We start from the raw sequence: 17,964 nt of genomic DNA, 5'->3' as shown, positions 1-17,964 counted from the left end.
GCGAGTGCCATGAACCGTCGCCCGACCTCCGCCCCCGGTGCACGGGGAGCCGTCTCCACGCACTCCGTGTTCGGTGCGCCCTGCTGGGTGAGCCTGACCAGCCGCGACCTGGACGCCACGCAGGAGTTCTACGGGGCCGTCCTGGGCTGGGAGTGGCGCCGGGGCGTGCTCGGCGACCACTTCCGGACGGCGCTGGTCGGCAGCGTCCCGGTCGCCGGGGTGGCCGCCGTGGCCTCGATGTGGCAGATGGCGGTCGCCTGGACGCCGTATTTCGCCGTACCCAGCGCGGACGACGCCGCGTCCCGGACCCGGGAGCGCGGCGGAACCGTGGCCGTGGGCCCGATCTCGCTGCCGCCGGGCCGGGCGGCACTGCTCGCCGACCGGGACGGCGCGACCTTCGGTGTCTGGGAGGGGGACCTGATCGGCAACTGGGAGGCCTGGCGGCAGGACGCGCCCGCCTTCATCAGGCTCCACACCCGCGACGCCTTCGACTCCGCCATCTTCTACGGCGAGATCCTCGACTGGGCCACGGACCGGCCCGGCTGCTGCGAGGTCCACTACGAGCGCGGCGAGGTCGTGCTGCGCAGCCGGGGCGATGTCGTCGCCCGGATCGAGTCGGGCGCGCTGGAGGCGGCGCCCGACCCGACGATCCGTCCGCACTGGCAGGTCCACTTCGCCGTCGCGGACGTGACGGCCTGTGCCCGGGCGGCGGAGAAGCACGGCGGCAGCGTGCTGATCGAGACCGCCCACGAGGCCGTGCTGCGCGACCCGGACGGCGCCCAGTTCACGGTGACGTCCAGCCGGCAGCGCTGACCGAGCGCCCCGGTCTCGGCCGGGGCGCCCTGACACTCGGCGGGAACGGCGGTCTCAGTCGGAACGACGCGGGGGCCGGGACAGCACGATCAGGCTGCGGGCCTCCAGCATGACCTCGACGCCCGCCTTGCACTCGGTCTCGTCCGGACCGCCGTCCGGCTCCGCGGTGTCGGCGCACACCGTCCAGCGCTCGCCGTACGCGGCGTCGGGCAGCCGGAAGACGACGGGCTCCCAGTAGCTGTTGAACAGCAGCAGGAACGAGTCGTCCACGACGGGCCGGCCGCGGGGGTCGGGTTCGGCGATGGCGTCGCCGTTGAGGAAGACACCGACGCTGTGCGCGTCGGCGCGCTGCCAGTCACGGTCCGTCATCTCGTGCGCGTCGGGCCGCAGCCAGACCAGGTCGGGCAGCGGCTGCCGGGCGTGCCGGACGGTCTCCCCCAGGAAGAACCGGCGCCGCCTCAGCACGGGGTGGGCGGCGCGCAGGGCGACGAGGCGCCGGCAGAAGTCCGCCAGGCCCCGCTGCTCGTCGGTCAACCGCCAGTCGATCCAGGAGACTTCGTTGTCCTGGCAGTACGCGTTGTTGTTGCCTCCCTGCGTGCGGCCGAGTTCGTCGCCGTGGCCGATCATCGGGATGCCCTGCGACAGCAGCAGCGTGGCGAGCAGGTTGCGCTGTTGCCGGGCCCGTAGTTCGAGGACCGCGGGGCGGTCTGTGGGGCCCTCGGCTCCGCAGTTCCAGGAGCGGTTGGTGCTCTCGCCGTCCTGGTTGTCCTCGCCGTTGGCCTCGTTGTGCTTGTCGTTGTACGAGACGAGGTCGCGCAGGGTGAAACCGTCGTGCGCGGTGACGAAGTTGACGCCGGCGCGCGGCCGGCGCCTGCTGTGGGCGTAGAGGTCCGAGGAGCCGGTCAGCCGGGAGGCGAACTCGCCCAGCGAGCCGGGTTCCGCGCGCCAGAAGTCGCGTACGGCGTCACGGTAGGGGCCGTTCCACTCCGACCACAGCGGCGGGAAGTTGCCCACCTGGTAGCCGCCCTCGCCCACGTCCCAGGGTTCGGCGATGAGCTTGACGCGGCTGATCACGGGGTCCTGCTGGATGAGGTCGAAGAACGCGGACAGCCGGTCCACCTCGTGGAACTGACGGGCGAGGGTGGCCGCGAGGTCGAAGCGGAAGCCGTCGACATGCATCTCCGTCACCCAGTACCGCAGTGAGTCCATGATCAGCTGAAGGACGTACGGGTGCCGCATGAGCAGGCTGTTGCCGGTGCCGGTGGTGTCGTAGTAGTGCGACCAGTCGCCGTCCACGAGCCGGTAGTAGGAGGCGTTGTCGATACCCCGGAAGGAGAGGGTGGGGCCCTTCTCGTTGCCCTCGGCGGTGTGGTTGTAGACGACGTCGAGGATCACTTCCAGGCCCGCCGCGTGCAGCGCCTTCACCATGGACTTGAACTCGGTGACCTGTTCACCGCGGGTGCCGTGCGCGGCGTAGGCGTTGTGCGGGGCGAAGAAGCCGATGGTGTTGTAGCCCCAGTAGTTGGACAGGCCCCGATCCGTGAGCACGCCGTCCTGCACGTACTGGTGCACGGGCATCAGCTCGATCGCCGTCACGCCCAGCGAGGTGAGGTGCTCCGTCACGGCGGGGTGCGCGAGGCCGGCGTAGGTACCCCGCAGCGCGGGCGGAACCTCGGGGTGGGTGCGGGTCAGACCGCGCACATGGGCCTCGTAGATCACCGAGTCGGCGTAAGGGCGCCGGGGCGGCGCGTCGTCGCCCCAGTCGAAGGCCGCGTCGGTGACCACGCCGAGCAGGGTGTGCCCGGCACTGTCCGCCGGGTCGGGACGGTCGCCGGCCCGCTCGAAGAGGGAGGCGTGGTTGTCGATCTGGCCGTCCACGGCGCGCGCGTAGGGGTCGAGGAGCAGCTTCGCCGGGTTGCACCGGTGGCCGGAGCCGGGGTTCCACGGCCCGTGCACCCGGAAGCCGTAGCGCTGCCCGGGACCGATCCCGGGCAGATAGCCGTGCCAGACGAAGCCGTCGACCTCGGTCAACGGGACCTGACCGGTGGTGCCGTCCTCGTCGACGAGGACGAGGTCGACGCGTTCGGCGACCTCGCTGAACAGCGCGAAGTTGGTGCCCTGTCCGTCGAAGTCGGCGCCCAGCGGGAAGGGGTGCCCGCTCCAGGCGGGCACCCCGCCACTCCGGTCCGTCCGGTCCGTCCGGTTCCCGCGGTCCTTGCGGTCCTCGGGGTCCTGCCGTTTCGGCCGTGAGGTCACCGGGCGGCCTCCAGGACGCCGTGCGACTCTTCCGCGGGGGCGGCCAGCGCCGCCACCGGCAGTTCGCGGGGCACTTGACGCACCTCGCGCAGGCTGGGCGCGGGCGCGGTCGGCACCAGCGGGACGCGTTCGCCGGAGCGGGCCCGCTGGGAGAACCAGATGACCTGGCTTCCGGTGCCGGTGGCGCAGCATCCCCAGCCGTCGCTCATCACGGCGATGCGTTCCAGACAGGCTCGCAGGTCCAGGTCGGGGCGCAGCCGGCCGTCGCGACCGCCGACGGCCGTGATCAGGTGCTGTCCGTTCCACCACATCTCGATCGAGGTGTGCTTGTCCGTGGCGTGCTCGTCGATCGCGGTCAGCAGCATCTCGGTGCCGCGACAGACGGTCTCGACGTGTGTCTCGAGTTCCCAGTAGGACAGGTGAGCGGCCAGGATGCGCCTGACCTGTCCGACCCGTTCCGGGCAGACGTCCACGTCGAGGTGGTAGTAGCAGGGGACTGCTGTCTTCATCGTCGTTCGCTCCTCACCGGCGAGGCTCCCACTCCTGCTCGGCCCGACGGGCCAGAGTTCCCCAATACGAAGCGTGAGCGGTAATCGCTTCAGAGTCACAACCACAGTGGGGTTGCTACGCCATTCGTGCAACACGAGCACACCACAACCAAGATCCAACAGGACGTTGGGTGATGCGCCGTGCACCATAAGTGAAGGCCTCGCAGGGATCGACACTTTCGCGCCTCCGCGCACGGGCCGACCCGGCCGCCACGAACGATCCCCCTTGCCCGAACTCCCGGAAGGTGCTGAGCGCGATGCTGCAACCAGCGAAGACAGAAGTCGCCAGGACCTTGCGCAGTTACCGGGCCCGGGAGCGGGACATGCTGGCGCGACCCGACGACCGCACGGCGCGGGCCGCGTTCGAGGACTGCGGCTACACCCTCTGTGTGCTGATGGGCAAGCGGTGCGCACGAGAGGCCGCGGACGCCGCCGAGCAGTATCTGCGGGCCGGTGTCGACGCCCTCCACCGGGAGCGCTGGAGCCGGAACCGGAGGAACGGCGTCGCGCGGCGTTCCGCGACGCGGCCACTCCCCTGCCTGCCCGCGGAGACATAGCCCTCCGCGCAGGTGCAGTCCGGCCGCCCAACACCGGGCGGACGAAGCCATTTTCGAGCTAGCGGAGGTGCAAGGGTGAAGTCCACCAGGGCGATCGGCCGTATCCCGGTGCGGGACGTCGAACCGCGTGTGGAGTGCGGTAGGCGGCCGGCGAAAGCCGTGACCGGGGAGACGGTGCGGATCTCCGCGACGGTGTTTCGCGAGGGCCACGACGCCATCGGCGCCAACGTGGTCCTCAAGAACCCGGACGGCGGCCGCGGGCCCTGGACGCCGATGCGCGAGCTCGCCCCCGGCAGTGACCGCTGGGGAGCCGATGTGACCCTGGAGGCCATGGGCCGCTGGACCTTCACCGTGGAGGCCTGGAGCGACCCGATCGCCACCTGGCGCCATCACGCGGAGATCAAGATCCCGGCCGGGATCGACCCGGGTCTGGTGCTGGAGGAGGGCGGTCAGCTCTACGAGCGGGCGGCGGCCCGGGCTCCGCGCGGACCGGAGCGCACCCTGCTGCGGGACGTGGCGAAGAAGCTGCTCGACGACTCGGCTCCGGTGGCCGAGCGCTACGCGGCGGCGCTGACCCCGGAGGTCGACGCCGTCCTGGGCCGCCATCCGCTGCGGGAGCTGGTCACCGCTTCCGAGCCGCTGCCGCTGCTGGTCGAGCGCGAACGCGCCCTGTACGGCGCCTGGTACGAGTTCTTCCCGCGTTCCGAGGGGACCGCCGAGCGCCCGCACGGCACGTTCCGTACCGCCGCGCGCCGGCTGCCCGCCATCGCCGCGATGGGCTTCGACGTCGTCTACCTCCCGCCGATCCACCCCATCGGCACCACGTTCCGCAAGGGCCGCAACAACGCGTTGAACGCCGCGCCGGACGATGTCGGGGTGCCCTGGGCGATCGGCTCGCCGGAGGGCGGTCACGACGCCGTCCACCCGGAGCTGGGAACGCTGGAGGACTTCGCCTGGTTCGTGGAGCGGGCACGGGGACTGGGCCTGGAGATCGCCCTCGACTTCGCGCTCCAGTGCTCCCCCGACCACCCCTGGGTGCACAAGCACAGCGACTGGTTCCACCACCGCCCGGACGGGAGCATCGCGTACGCCGAGAACCCGCCGAAGAAGTACCAGGACATCTATCCCCTGGCGTTCGACGCCGACATGAAGGGCCTGGTGGCCGAGTCCGTGCGGGTCCTGCGGCACTGGATGTCGCAGGGGGTGCGGATCTTCCGGGTCGACAACCCGCACACCAAGCCGGTGGTGTTCTGGGAGCGGGTCATCGCGGAGATCAACCGCACCGACCCCGACGTGATCTTCCTCGCCGAGGCCTTCACCCGCCCCGCGATGATGCACACCCTCGCGCAGATCGGCTTCCAGCAGTCCTACACCTACTTCACCTGGCGCAACACCAAGCAGGAGCTCACGGAGTACCTCACCGAACTGTCGGGGGACGCCGCGTCCTACATGCGGCCCAACTTCTTCGCCAACACCCCCGACATCCTGCACGCCTACCTCCAGCACGGCGGCCGCCCCGCGTTCGAGATCCGCGCCGTCCTCGCCGCCACCCTCTCGCCTACCTGGGGCGTCTACAGCGGCTACGAACTGTGCGAGGGCACCCCCTTGCGCGAGGGCGCCGAAGAGTACCTCGACTCGGAGAAATACCAGCTCAAACCCCGTGACTGGGCGGCCGCCGAGAAAGCCGGCCGCAGCATCGCGCCGCTGCTCACCCGGCTCAACGAGATCCGGCGGGCGAACCCGGCCCTGCACTGGCTGCGCAACCTCCGTTTCCACGGCACGGACAACCCGTCCGTCATCGCGTACAGCAAGCGCGCGGGTTCGAACACGGTTCTGGTGGTCGTCAACCTCGACCCCCACCACACCCAGGAGGCGACGGTGTCGTTGGACATGCCGCAACTCGGCCTGGACGACGGCGCGTCCCTGACCGTGCACGACGAACTGACCGGCGCGACCTACGCCTGGGGCAGGACGAACTACGTGCGCCTGGAGCCCGGCCGGACACCTGCCCACGTGTTCCACGTCCGGTGACCCGCACCGCCGATCGGAGGCCCCAGACCGCCATGACCGTCAACTCCCCTGTCCCGGACACCTTCGAGGACACTCCCGCCAAGGACCTCGACCCCGAGTGGTTCAAACGCGCCGTGTTCTACGAAGTCCTCGTCCGCTCCTTCCAGGACAGCAACGGCGACGGCGTCGGCGACCTCAAAGGCATCACCGCCAAACTCGACTACCTGCAATGGCTGGGAGTCGACTGCCTCTGGCTGCCGCCCTTCTTCAAATCCCCGCTACGGGATGGCGGATACGACGTATCCGACTACACCGCCGTCCTCCCCGAATTCGGCGACCTCGCCGACTTCGTCGAATTCGTCGACGCCGCCCACCAACGCGGCATGCGCGTCATCATCGACTTCGTGATGAACCACACCAGCGACCAGCACCCGTGGTTCCAGGAATCGAGGAAAGACCCCGACGGACCCTACGGCGACTACTACATGTGGGCCGACGACGACAAACAGTACGGCGACGCCCGCATCATCTTCGTCGACACCGAAGTCTCCAACTGGACCTTCGACCCGGTCCGCAAGCAGTACTTCTTCCACCGGTTCTTCTCCCACCAGCCGGACCTCAACTACGAGAACCCGGCCGTCCAGGAGGAGATCCTGGCCGCCCTCCGCTTCTGGCTCGACCTCGGGATCGACGGCTTCCGCCTCGACGCCGTGCCCTATCTCTACGCGGCCGAGGGCACCAACTGCGAGAACCTGCCGGCCTCGCACGCGTTCCTCAAGCGGGTACGTCGCGACATCGACACCCACTACCCGGACACCGTGCTCCTGGCCGAGGCCAACCAGTGGCCGGAGGACGTCGTCGACTACTTCGGCGACTACGCCTCCGGCGGCGACGAATGCCACATGGCGTTCCACTTCCCCGTCATGCCCCGCATCTTCATGGCGGTCCGCCGGGAATCCCGCTACCCCGTCTCGGAAATCCTCGCCAAGACCCCCGCGATCCCCTCCCGCTGCCAATGGGGAATCTTCCTGCGCAACCACGACGAGCTCACCCTCGAAATGGTCACCGACGAGGAACGCGACTACATGTACGCGGAATACGCGAAAGACCCGCGTATGCGCGCCAACATCGGCATCCGCCGCCGTCTCGCGCCCCTCCTCGACAACGACCGCAACCAGATCGAGCTCTTCACCGCGCTGCTGCTCTCCCTGCCCGGCTCGCCGATCCTCTACTACGGCGACGAGATCGGCATGGGCGACAACATCTGGCTCGGCGACCGCGACGCCGTCCGCACCCCCATGCAGTGGACACCGGACCGCAACGCGGGTTTCTCGTCCTGCGACCCGGGCCGACTGTCCCTTCCCGTGATCATGGATCCCGTCTACGGGTACCAGGTCACCAACGTCGAGGCGTCGATGTCGTCGCCCTCCTCGCTGCTGCACTGGACCCGGCGCATGATCGAGATCCGCAAGCAGAACCCCGCCTTCGGCCTCGGCACCTACACCGAACTCCCGTCCTCCAACCCGGCCGTCCTCGCCTTCCTGCGCGAGGCCCCGCTGGCGGCGGACGGAGGAGACGACGTGGTGCTGTGCGTGCACAACTTCTCCCGCTCCGCGCAGCCCACCGAACTGGACCTGCGCCGGTTCGACGGCCGCTATCCCGTCGAACTGTTCGGCGGGGTGCGCTTTCCGGCCATCGGCGAACTGCCCTACCTGCTCACCCTCGCGGGACACGGCTTCTATTGGTTCCGGCTCACCAGAGCCGCGTCCCGGATCGGCCGCCGCCCGTGAGCGAGCACCGGGGAAAGGATGGGTCACCGTGACGAAGACCGCACCCTTGCGACCGAGCAGCGCGAGCGGCGTCCGCTCGGTCGGACCGCTCGCCGCGCTGCTGTGCGAATGGCTGCCGCGGCAGCGCTGGTTCGCCGGCAAGGACCGGCCCCTCACCGACCTGCGCATGCTGTCGATGACGGAGCTGTACCCGGGCTGTCTGCATCTGCTCGTGCACGCCGATCAGTCGGGCGTCCCGACCCCCGGGGGCACTCCCCCGGCCGGCGACTGCTACCAACTGCTCCTCGGCGTCCAGGAACACCTGTCGCCGCGGCTGGGACGGGCGCTGATCGGCAGGGTGGAGAGCGGGCCACTGGCCGGTCTGACGGTGCACGACGCGCTGCAGGACCCACGGTCGGCGCATCTGCTCCTGGAGCGGATGCGGCACCCCGGCACGCTGGGCCCGCTGTGCTTCGAGTCGGACCCGTCCGTGTCGCTGCCCCCCGGGCTCGCCCCACGGCTGCTGGAGGCCGAGCAGTCCAACACCTCGCTGGTGTACGGGGACGCGTTCATCCTGAAGATCTTCCGGCGCATCCAGCCCGGGGTGAACCCCGATCTGGAGGTGCCGGTAGCGCTGGCCGGGCAGGGGTGCGGGCGGGTGCCCGCACCCGTGGCCTGGTTCCGCACCACGCATCCGCAGGAGGCGACCCTCGGCGTGCTCCAGCCGTTCCTGCCCGACGCTTCGGACGGCTGGACGCTGGCGCTGCGGGCCCTGGCCCGCGGGGAGGACTTCACGGCGGAGGCCGAGGAACTCGGACGGGCCACGGCCGACGTGCACCTCGCGCTGGCCGCGGCGCTGCCGACCGGACCGGACGCCGAGGACGGGCGGACGGCGGCGGCGATGACCGAGCGGTTGGAGGCGGCCGCGCACCATGTGCCGGCGCTGCGCCCGTTCGTGCCGGGCCTGACCACCGCCTTCGGCGCGCTCTCCGTGTGCGACGCCGGCCCGCCCGCCCAGCGCATCCACGGGGACCTGCACCTCGGGCAGGTCCTGCGCGCCGGGCGCGACTGGTTCGTCATCGACTTCGAGGGCGAGCCGTCCCGTCCGCTGGCCGAGCGCCGCAGTGCCCACTCCCCGGTCCGCGACATCGCCGGGATGCTGCGCTCGTTCGACTACGCCGCCCGCCAGCGCCGCCCGTGGCGGCCGGAGTGGGCGCGCCGCTGCCGGGAGGCCTACTGCGCCGGCTACGCGGCCCGCGCGGGCTGGGACCCCCGCAAGAAGCATGCCCTGCTGCGTGCCTACGAGACGGACCGAGCCGTGTACGAAGTGCTGTACGAGGCCCGTAACCGTCCCGACTGGCTGCCCGTACCCATGGCGGCGATCGAACGACTCGCCGTCCGAGGAGGCTGACCCCTGTGGCCCTGCGTGACACCTCTCCGCCCGAGTCGGCCGGCCCCCGCCCGCGGACGGCGCCCGCGCTCGACCCGGCCGACCGCGGACGCCTGCTCTCGGGCGCCCACCACGATCCGCATGCCCTGCTGGGCGCGCACCCGGTGCCGGGCGGGATCGTCTTCCGGGCGTTGCGGCCCTTCGCGGACGGTGTGAGCGTCGTGATCGACGGCGATCCCACCCCGCTGGTGTCGGAGGGCGACGGTCTCTTCTCCGTCGTCCTGCCGCTCGACGCGGTGCCCGCGTACACGCTCCTGGTGTCGTACGAGGGCGCCGAGCAGAAGGTGGACGACCCCTACCGTTTCCTGCCGGCCCTCGGCGACCTGGATCTGCACCTCATCCGTGAGGGGCGGCACGAGGAGCTGTGGAAGGCGCTCGGCGCGGAGCCGATGGCCCACCAGGGGGTGACCGGCACCCGGTTCACGGTGTGGGCGCCGAACGCCCAGGGGGTGCGCGTCGCCGGGGACTTCTGTTTCTGGAACGGGACCGCCTTCCCGATGCGGTCCCTCGGTTCGTCCGGGGTGTGGGAGCTGTTCCTGCCCGGCATCGGCGAGGGCACCCGGTACAAGTTCGAGATCACCTCGCGCCACGGGCACCGCTTCCTCAAGGCCGACCCGATGGCCCGGCGCGCCGAGGTGCCGCCGGACACCGCGTCGATCGTGCACGCCTCGCGCTACGAGTGGGCGGACGAGGAGTGGATGGCGCACCGGGGTGACGTCCCCGTGCATGAGGCGCCGTTCTCCGTCTACGAGGTTCATCTGCCGTCCTGGCGACCGGGCCTGACGTATCGCCAACTCGCCGAGGAGCTCCCGCCGTACGTCAGCGAACTCGGTTTCACCCATGTGGAGTTCATGCCGGTCGCCCATCATCCGTTCTCGGGCTCCTGGGGCTACCAGGTCACCGGCTTCTACGCGCCGGCCGCGCGCCTGGGCACGCCCGACGACCTCAAGTTCCTGGTGGACGCCCTGCACCGGGCCGGGATCGGCGTGATCGTGGACTGGGTGCCGGCGCACTTCCCCAAGGACGACTGGGCGTTGGGCCGGTTCGACGGGGAGCCGCTGTACGAGCCCGGTGACTCGCGGCGGGCCGAGCATCCGGACTGGGGCACGTACGAGTTCGACTTCGCACGTGTCGAGGTGCGCAACTTCCTGGTGGCGAACGCCACGTACTGGTGCGAGGAGTTCCACGTCGACGGGCTGCGGGTGGACGCCGTCGCCTCGATGCTCTACCTGGACTACTCGCGGGACTCCGGGCAGTGGTCGCCCAACGTGTTCGGCGGCCGGGAGGACCTGGACGCGATGGCGTTCCTTCAGGAGATGAACGCGACGGTGTACCGCCGCAACCCGGGGGTCGTGACGATCGCCGAGGAGTCCACCGCCTGGGAAGGGGTGACCCGGCCGACCGACAGCGGCGGTCTGGGGTTCGGGCTGAAGTGGAACATGGGCTGGATGCACGACTCGCTGGAGTACATCGGCAAGGAGCCGGTGCACCGCAAGTACCACCACAACGAGATGACCTTCTCGATGGTGTACGCCTACAGCGAGAACTACGTGCTGCCCATCTCCCACGACGAGGTCGTGCACGGCAAGCAGGCCCTGGTGTCCAAGATGCCCGGCGACTGGTGGCAGCGGCGCGCAAACCACCGCGCGTACCTGGGGTTCATGTGGGCGCACCCGGGCAAGCAGCTCCTCTTCATGGGCCAGGAGTTCGCCCAGGGCGCGGAGTGGTCCGAGGCCGAGGGCCCCGAGTGGTGGCTGCTGGACCCGGGGTACGCGTCCGCGGGCGATCACCGGGGGATGCGGGACCTGGTGCGTGATCTCAACACGGTCTACCGGGCCACCCCGGCCCTGTGGGAGCGGGACACCGATCCGGCCGGTTTCCGGTGGGTGGTCGGCGACGCCGCGGAGGACAACGTCTTCGCGTTCCTCCGCCACGACGCACACGGCGCTCCGCTCCTCGCCGTCAGCAACTTCTCCCCGGTCGTGCGGCACGACTACCGGCTCGCCGTGCCCGACGGGGTGCCGGCCTGGCGCGAGCTGCTGAACACCGACGCCGAGTGCTACGGCGGCAGCGGCGTCGGCCGGTCCGCTCCCGTCGCGGCGCGGGACGGGGGGATCGCTCTCACCCTGCCACCCCTGGCCACGGTGTGGCTGGCGCCGACGTCCGTGTGAACGGTTGCGGACGGGGCATTCGGGTGCGTACCAGCCGCCAGAGAGAGGTCGACATCCCGTGCGCACCGTCGGAGTGGAGGAAGAACTCCTCCTGGTCGATCCGGAGACCGGGGAGCCGCAAGCGCTGTCCGCCGCCGTCCTCGCCCGTGCCTCCCGGCGCGGGGCGGAGGAGGACGTCTTCGAGAAGGAACTGCACAACCAGATGCTCGAGTTCAACACCCACCCGCAGTCGGGGATGGACGAACTCGGCGCGGAGATCGTCCGGATACGCGGGGAGGCGGCCCGGCACGCGCGGGAGGCCGGGTGCGCGGTGGCCGCGCTCGCCACGTCTCCGCTGCCGGTGCTCCCGTCCGTCGGCAAGAACAAGCGCTACCAGTGGATGGCCGAGCAGTACGGCATCGCGACGCGTGAGCAGATGGTGTGCGGCTGCCATGTCCATGTGTCCGTCGACTCGGACGACGAGGGCGTAGCGGTCGTCGACGGGATCCGGCCCTGGCTGTCGGCGCTGACGGCGCTGAGTGCCAACTCGCCTTTCTGGCAAGGCCGGGAGACGGACTACAGCAGTTACCGCAGCCGGGTGTGGCAGCGCTGGCCGTCGGCCGGTCCGACCGAGCTGTTCGGGTCGGCGGACCGGTACCACCAGCGGGTGGCGGACATGGTGGCCACGGGCACGATCCTCGACGAGGGCATGGTCTACTTCGACGCCCGGCTGTCGGCGCGCTATCCGACGGTGGAGGTGCGGGTGGCCGACGTCTGTCTGCACGCGGACACCGCCCTGCTGATCGCCACGCTGGTGCGGGGGCTCGTCGAGACGGCCTCCCGGGACGCGCAGGCGGGCCGGGAGCCGCTGGACCACAGCGTGAGCCTGCTCCGGCTGGCCGGCTGGCAGGCCGCCCGCACGGGGGTCACCGGGGATCTGCTGCACCCGGCGACCATGCGGCCCGCGCCCGCCGAGACGGTCGTACGGGCGCTGCTGGAGCATGTCGAGGACGCGCTGGCGGACAGCGGCGATCTGGAGCGGGCCCGCGCCTCCTGCGCCGAACTGCTGCGGCGCGGCAACGGTGCCGTGATCCAGCGCGAGGTGTGGGAGCGCACCGGCAGTCTGCGCGACGTGGTCACCGCCTGCGTGGAGCACACCCAGGCCTGAGGTTCCACGTGCCGGTGCGGTTCCGTCCCGGTTCCGGTTCCGGTTTCCGGATCAGAGCATCAGGACGATGGCGTACGCCAGGAAGAACGCGGCGAACAGGACGACGAGGACGATGATCAGGGTGAGCGGGCCCTTGGCCCAGCCCTTGGTCGGGTTGTGCGTCTCCCGAGGGCCGGCGCCGGGCATGCTGCTCTCCGCGGGCGGGGTCTCGCCCGGGGGGACGCCGCCGCCCGGTTCCAGTCCGGTGGTGCGTTCGGGTTCGGGGTCGGGATTGATGTGGTCCATGTTCGCCGAGTCCCCCCGGAGCACCGACTTCACCGGTCGTGGGGCGCCGGAAGTGCCGGAAGCCGGGGGGCCGAGATCATCAACGCGGATTACTTATTCGTTCCAGGCCACAACCGGTCCCTCCTGGGCTAGATTCGACCACCGTCGATAACAGTCACCGTCGGCGGAGTCACAGTCCGTACACCTCAGGAGCAGCGCATGCGCGACTTCGCCCTCGCTCCCCCAGCCGTCACGCCCCTGACCGGGGGGCTCGCCGACACCGTCTTCGAGACAGCCGCCCGCACTCCCACCCTTCCCGTGCTCGCGCGCCGTCCGGACGGCGCCTCCACGGAGTGGGAGGAGGTGACGGCCGTCGAGCTGCGGGACGAGGTGATCGACCTGGCGAAGGGGTTCGTGGCGTCCGGGATCTCACCCGGCCACCGCGTCGCGATCATGGCGCGTACCCGGTACGAGTGGACGGTCCTCTGCCACGCGCTGTGGACGATCGGCGCCGAGGTCGTCCCCGTCTATCCGACGTCCTCGCGCGAGCAGGTCGAGTGGATCCTGCGGGACTCCAACTGCGTGGGTGTCGTCGTCGAGGACGAACAGAGCGTCATGACCGTGGGATCGGTGTGCGCGGCCCTGCGTTCCCTGCGCAATGTCTGGCAGTTGGACGCCGGTGCGTTCGAACAGCTCACGCGGCGCGGCGAGTTGGTGCCGCTCACCACGGTGGACTCGCTGCGCCGGATCGTGCTGCCCGACTCCACCGCGGTGATCGCCTACACCTCCGGGACCTCGGGCCGGCCGCTGGGCTGTGCGCTGAGCCACCGCAGCCTGGCCAGCCCCTGCGACACCCTGCTGGCCGGCTGGGGGCACACGGCCGCGCCCGCCGGCCGGCAGCCGAGCGTGCTCGCCTTCCTGCCGTTCTCCCACGTGTACGGGCTGATGATCCAGGGCCTGTGTCTGCGCGGCGGCATCCTGATGGCCCACGAACCCGATCTGAGCGCGGAGGCGCTCGCGGAGTCGCTGCGCACCTTCCGCCCGACGTATCTGCACGCCGTGCCGTCGGTCTTCGAGAAGATCTACAAGAACTTCCTGCGGGCGGCCCAGGAGGCCGGCCGTGGCGCTCTCTTCGAGCGGGCGGCGGAGACGGCCCGGGACTTCGCGGCCGCCGTCGAGCGGCAGCGGCTGGGCCGGGGCACGGGGCCCGGTTTCGACCTGCGGCTCCAGCACGCCCTGTTCGAACGCACGGTGTACCGCAGACTCCGGGCGGCGCTCGGCGGCCGGGTCCACCGCGCCACCTCGGGCGGTTCCCCGCTCCACCGCGACCTCTCCCTCTTCTACGAGGGCATCGGCATCTATGTGCACGACGGCTACGGCCTCACCGAGACCAGCGGCGGGGTCACGATGCAGCCGCTCGGCCGGGAGAAGTCGGGCACCGTCGGGCAGGCACTGCCGGGCATGGACATCCGGGTGGCGGACGACGGGGAGATCCTGGTGCGCGGCCCGTCGGTGTTCCAGGGCTATGTCAACGACGAGGCCGCGACCCGGACCGCGCTGTGGGGTGGCTGGCTGGCCACCGGCGACCTGGGGTTCCTGGACTCCGACGGGTACCTCACGATCACCGGGCGCAAGAAGGACGTCATCATCACCAGCAGCGGCAAGAGTGTGGCGCCGGCCTCGCTGGAGCAGCGACTGCGGATCCATCCGCTCGTTCATCAGGCCGTGGTCGTGGGTGACAACCGGCCCTGCGTGGGCGCGCTGATCACCCTGGACCCGGACTTCCTGGCGCACTGGCGCGGGAACCTGATGCTGCACGGCGACACCCAGAGCCGGGACGCCCGCGAGGAGAACGCCCTGCGGGAGGAGATCGGGCGGGCGGTGGCCGCCGCCAACAGCACGGTGTCCCGTTCGGAGTCGATCCGTGCGTTCCGCATCCTGCCGCAGCCGTTCGACCAGACCAACGGCCTGCTGACGCCCTCGATGAAGCTGCGCCGCGACTCGATCGTCACGCACTACGCGGCGGAGATCGAGGCCATGTACCAGGCGCGGGCGCGGCTGCCCCGGCAGAGCGCGCCGGAGGAGGTGCTGGGCTGGGACGACGCCGACGACGTGTTCCGGTGAGCCCGTCGGCCGGTGGACGGCGCCGGCCGGAGCCGGCGTGGTTGCGGGGGTTGTGCAACGAGTTCCGCCGGAGCCATATGCCGTCGGATGACGGACGCGTAGCCTGGCAGCCCTCGGGAACCCTGTAGGGGCGACGCCAGAGAGCCGTACGAGAAAGGACGACGGTCCCGGAGACTCAAGGGGCCGCACTGACGACATGGCAACCGAGCCGCGTGGAAACGACGCACTGTCCTCCTGGGCGATTCCCAGCCGCACGACCCGCTTCGCGGGCGAACCCCAGGACGTGACGGGTGCACGGCTGGCCACGGAGGAGTTCCTCCATGAGCTGGCCCGCACCGTGCCGCCCACGGCACCGGAGTGCTGGCACGACATCGTGCTGATCGTGACGGAGCTGTCCGCCAACGCCGTCCAGTACGCGCCCGGCCCCTTCGAACTGCGCCTGCGCCCGACCTTCGACGGTGTGCACGTGACGCTGCACGACAGCAGCAGCGTCCTTCCGTCCCCCCGGCCGTTCCACCCCGACAGCGGGGGCGGCGGTATCGGCTGGTATCTGGTGCACACGCTGTGCAGTCAGGTCAGCGTGGTACCGAACGAGGCGGGGCAGGGCAAGGGGAAGGACGTGCACGTCTTCCTGCCGTGGTGACCCGCGGCGCGCAGGGGCCGGAGGATCCCGCCCGGCCCGACCGACTCGCCAGGCCCGTCAGGCCGGGCGGCCGACGGTCCGGATCGGCACGAACACCCTGATCGTCTTCCCGCCGCCGCTCTCCCTGTCGATGGCGATGTCCCGGGCCAGACGGACGACGAGCGGCCAGCCGTAGCCCCCCACCCGCCGGCCCGCCGGACCGGAGCCCGGTCCGGCCATCGGGGCGGACACCATGTCGCTGTAGTCGCGCACGGCCAGCCGGACCCCGTCCCGTACCGGTGTCATCTCGAACCCGGCCAGTCCTCCCCCGTGCCGGAGGGCGTTGGCCACCAGCTCCGAGACGACCAGCAGCAGGTCGATGACGTCCTCCTCGCACGCCGGCCGGGCCGAGCCGCCCCACCGGGCGTCCACCACGGCGCGGGCGTGGGCCCGGGCCGCCGCGGCGGTCGTGACCGAGGTCTGCGGCGCCTCCCGGAGGGGTCCCGGGCGCGCGGGCGCGAGTCCTTCCTCCCTCATACCGATGGCGTCCCCCGAGGGGTCGGCCGGCGATAGTGGTCACCGACGGCGGTGAGGTAGGCCGGGTCCGTCGTCTCGCTGTCGGTGCGGAAGCGGGGCGCGTCCTTGACCTCGTCCCCGGTGCAGGCCAGCGACACCTTGCGCTCCGCGTGGTCGACGGCCGTCACGACGCCCACCGGGACGACGGCGCTCCTGCCGAACAGCCACACGCCCGTGTCGACGACCAGATGCCGCATTCCGTGGGGGTCGGCCTCGCGTTCCACATGGCCGAGGGTGCCGTCGGCCGTCGTGACGGCGTAGTCGGTCAGGTCCTCTCCTTCGGCGTGTCCGCTCTCCGGCGTGTACGACCAGATTCCGTCGATGGTCACACTGCTCCCTTCTCGCGCTTCACAGCTGCCATTACCCGCCCGTGGCGGACACATTCGAAGCGTGTCCGTCCCTTCCGGACCGAAGGAGGCGGGTTTCGACACCCGGGGAAGAGCCGTCGGAAAACTTCTTGCGGATTGCCCGGCATGGGATGCGGAACCCGGGGCAGACGCCCTTCGTCATCCATCGGTTCGACGAACGGAGTGAGCGGCATGAATGCCGTGACGGCACAGGCAACGACGGCCACGGCAGTGCGGGCGGGCACGGAGAGCTCGCAGGGTGGGGTTCCGCTCATCGAGATGCCCACCCAGGTGAGCCCGAAGGACGCGCGCGAACTCTCGCGCCGCTTCTTCGACCGGCTGGCCGTCGTGGAGGAGGGCACCCACGAGTACCAGTACGTGCGCAACACCCTGATCGAGATGAACCTCTCCCTGGTGCGCTACGCGGCCTCCCGCTTCCGCGGCCGGGGCGACTCCATGGAGGACATCGTCCAGGTCGGCACGATCGGGCTGATCAAGGCCATCGACCGGTTCGAGCTGACCCGCGAGGTCGAGTTCACCTCGTTCGCCATTCCGTACATCGTCGGCGAGATCAAGCGCTTCTTCCGGGACACGAGCTGGGCCGTGCACGTGCCGCGCAGACTCCAGGAGGCGCGGGTCGAACTGGCCAAGGCGACGGAGGAGTTGCAGACGCGCCTGGGCCGCATGCCCACGACGCGGGAGCTGTCGCAGCTGATGTCGCTGTCGGAGGAGGAGGTCATCGAGGCGCGCAAGGCGTCCAACGGCTACACCTCCGCCTCCCTCGACGCGGCCCTGACCTCCGACGGCGGCGCGGACGGCGAGTCCGTGCTCGCCGACTTCCTCGGTGCCGAGGAGCCGGCGCTGGAACTGGTGGAGGACTTCCACTCACTGGCGCCGCTGATCGCCGAGCTCGACGACCGGGAACGACGGATCATCCACATGCGGTTCGTCGAGGAGCGGACGCAGGCGGAGATCGGCCGGGAGCTCGGTATCTCGCAGATGCATGTGTCACGACTGATCAGCCGCATGGTGCAGCGGCTGCGGACCGGTCTGCTGGGAACCGAGGTCGCCTGACCCCGAAATCATCCGGTGGTGACATCGCCCGGGACGGCTTCTCGCCGCCCCGGGCAAAGCTGTTCGTGTACCCCGCTTCCGCTCGTGTATGCACGGTGCCCGGCTTCTGGAGTTCCTGTGTGTGCGAAGTGACGTGAGGCTTTGTTGCACCGCGCCCCGGTGGGTTAGCCTGCGGCGGATTTCTCTCATCGCGCACATCCGTGAACTGCGGAAATCCACGCACGACATGCGGGGCC

General features: G+C 70.6%; 15 protein-coding genes. 10 read left to right on the top strand and 5 right to left on the bottom strand.

Features of this window, described 5'->3' with window-relative positions; translation table 11 throughout:
• The first annotated feature begins 9 nt into the window (after positions 1-9).
• Positions 10-813, top strand: coding sequence for a VOC family protein (locus OG440_RS35000; RefSeq protein WP_406010763.1), 804 nt, complete (start codon positions 10-12; stop codon positions 811-813).
• Positions 814-867: 54 nt separating this feature from the next.
• On the opposite strand, the gene glgX is transcribed toward OG440_RS35000, so the two are convergent.
• Both glgX and OG440_RS34990 read right to left on the bottom strand, forming a co-directional pair.
• Positions 868-2,985, bottom strand: coding sequence for a glycogen debranching protein GlgX (gene glgX, locus OG440_RS34995; RefSeq protein ID WP_406011546.1), 2,118 nt, complete (start codon positions 2,983-2,985; stop codon positions 868-870).
• 80 nt (positions 2,986-3,065) lie between these two features.
• Complete coding sequence (locus OG440_RS34990; protein WP_406010762.1) at positions 3,066-3,578, bottom strand: pep a2; 513 nt, start codon at positions 3,576-3,578, stop codon at positions 3,066-3,068.
• A gap of 296 nt (positions 3,579-3,874) precedes the next feature.
• Here OG440_RS34990 and OG440_RS34985 point away from each other — a divergent pair, with 296 nt between their 5' ends.
• The 6 genes from OG440_RS34985 (at position 3,875) to OG440_RS34960 (ending at position 12,721) form a co-directional block, all read left to right on the top strand.
• Positions 3,875-4,174, top strand: a complete 300-nt coding sequence (locus OG440_RS34985; protein ID WP_406010761.1) for a DUF5133 domain-containing protein — start codon at positions 3,875-3,877, stop codon at positions 4,172-4,174.
• Between the two features lie 75 nt (positions 4,175-4,249).
• Entirely contained in the window at positions 4,250-6,205 is a 1,956-nt protein-coding gene (locus OG440_RS34980) for an alpha-1,4-glucan--maltose-1-phosphate maltosyltransferase (RefSeq protein ID WP_406010760.1), read from the top strand.
• A 32-nt stretch (positions 6,206-6,237) separates the two neighbouring features.
• Entirely contained in the window at positions 6,238-7,974 is a 1,737-nt protein-coding gene (gene treS, locus OG440_RS34975) for a maltose alpha-D-glucosyltransferase (protein ID WP_406010759.1), read from the top strand.
• Between the two features lie 28 nt (positions 7,975-8,002).
• Positions 8,003-9,364, top strand: a complete 1,362-nt coding sequence (locus tag OG440_RS34970; protein ID WP_406010758.1) for a maltokinase N-terminal cap-like domain-containing protein — start codon at positions 8,003-8,005, stop codon at positions 9,362-9,364.
• Between the two features lie 5 nt (positions 9,365-9,369).
• Entirely contained in the window at positions 9,370-11,574 is a 2,205-nt protein-coding gene (glgB, locus tag OG440_RS34965) for a 1,4-alpha-glucan branching enzyme (RefSeq protein WP_406010757.1), read from the top strand.
• A 58-nt stretch (positions 11,575-11,632) separates the two neighbouring features.
• Positions 11,633-12,721: a glutamate--cysteine ligase gene (locus tag OG440_RS34960; RefSeq protein ID WP_406010756.1), complete on the top strand. Its 1,089-nt coding sequence runs from the start codon at positions 11,633-11,635 to the stop codon at positions 12,719-12,721.
• A 51-nt stretch (positions 12,722-12,772) separates the two neighbouring features.
• Here the strand turns inward: OG440_RS34960 and OG440_RS34955 are convergent, their stop codons facing one another.
• Positions 12,773-13,006 (bottom strand): DUF6480 family protein, encoded by a 234-nt coding sequence (locus OG440_RS34955; protein WP_406010755.1) that lies wholly within the window; start codon positions 13,004-13,006, stop codon positions 12,773-12,775.
• 198 nt (positions 13,007-13,204) lie between these two features.
• Here OG440_RS34955 and OG440_RS34950 point away from each other — a divergent pair, with 198 nt between their 5' ends.
• Both OG440_RS34950 and OG440_RS34945 read left to right on the top strand, forming a co-directional pair.
• A complete protein-coding gene (locus OG440_RS34950) occupies positions 13,205-15,109 on the top strand; it encodes an AMP-dependent synthetase/ligase (protein WP_406010754.1) in 1,905 nt (634 codons plus the stop codon).
• A gap of 196 nt (positions 15,110-15,305) precedes the next feature.
• The gene (locus OG440_RS34945; protein WP_406010753.1) at positions 15,306-15,752 is read left to right on the top strand and encodes an ATP-binding protein; all 447 of its coding nucleotides are present in this window, start codon (positions 15,306-15,308) and stop codon (positions 15,750-15,752) included.
• A 57-nt stretch (positions 15,753-15,809) separates the two neighbouring features.
• Here OG440_RS34945 and OG440_RS34940 read toward each other — a convergent pair whose 3' ends face one another.
• Together OG440_RS34940 and OG440_RS34935 are read right to left on the bottom strand one after the other, a co-directional pair.
• Entirely contained in the window at positions 15,810-16,268 is a 459-nt protein-coding gene (locus OG440_RS34940) for an ATP-binding protein (protein ID WP_406010752.1), read from the bottom strand.
• Entirely contained in the window at positions 16,265-16,636 is a 372-nt protein-coding gene (locus OG440_RS34935) for a PRC-barrel domain containing protein (protein WP_406010751.1), read from the bottom strand. The genes OG440_RS34940 and OG440_RS34935 overlap by 4 nt, the downstream gene beginning before the upstream one ends.
• 297 nt (positions 16,637-16,933) lie before the next feature.
• Here OG440_RS34935 and OG440_RS34930 point away from each other — a divergent pair, with 297 nt between their 5' ends.
• Positions 16,934-17,728 carry an RNA polymerase sigma factor SigF gene (locus OG440_RS34930; protein WP_406011545.1) on the top strand — a complete coding sequence of 265 codons (795 nt, stop codon included), beginning with the start codon at positions 16,934-16,936 and terminating at the stop codon, positions 17,726-17,728.
• Positions 17,729-17,964 lie beyond the last annotated feature (236 nt).

The sequence above is a fragment of the Streptomyces sp. NBC_00637 genome, assembly GCF_045161545.1.
Lineage (GTDB): Bacteria > Actinomycetota > Actinomycetes > Streptomycetales > Streptomycetaceae > Streptomyces.
Note: the sequence above shows the minus strand (reverse complement) of the source record. Positions and strands in the feature narration are given on the sequence as shown.

Coding starts and splice junctions, on each gene's coding strand:
- treS (WP_406010759.1), top strand. CDS start 6,238: ATGACCGTCAACTCCCCTGTCCCGGACACCTTCGAGGACACTCCCGCC.
- OG440_RS34955 (WP_406010755.1), bottom strand. CDS start 13,006: ATGGACCACATCAATCCCGACCCCGAACCCGAACGCACCACCGGACTG.
- OG440_RS34990 (WP_406010762.1), bottom strand. CDS start 3,578: ATGAAGACAGCAGTCCCCTGCTACTACCACCTCGACGTGGACGTCTGC.
- OG440_RS34930 (WP_406011545.1), top strand. CDS start 16,934: ATGCCCACCCAGGTGAGCCCGAAGGACGCGCGCGAACTCTCGCGCCGC.
- OG440_RS34950 (WP_406010754.1), top strand. CDS start 13,205: ATGCGCGACTTCGCCCTCGCTCCCCCAGCCGTCACGCCCCTGACCGGG.
- OG440_RS35000 (WP_406010763.1), top strand. CDS start 10: ATGAACCGTCGCCCGACCTCCGCCCCCGGTGCACGGGGAGCCGTCTCC.
- OG440_RS34945 (WP_406010753.1), top strand. CDS start 15,306: ATGGCAACCGAGCCGCGTGGAAACGACGCACTGTCCTCCTGGGCGATT.
- OG440_RS34940 (WP_406010752.1), bottom strand. CDS start 16,268: ATGAGGGAGGAAGGACTCGCGCCCGCGCGCCCGGGACCCCTCCGGGAG.
- OG440_RS34985 (WP_406010761.1), top strand. CDS start 3,875: ATGCTGCAACCAGCGAAGACAGAAGTCGCCAGGACCTTGCGCAGTTAC.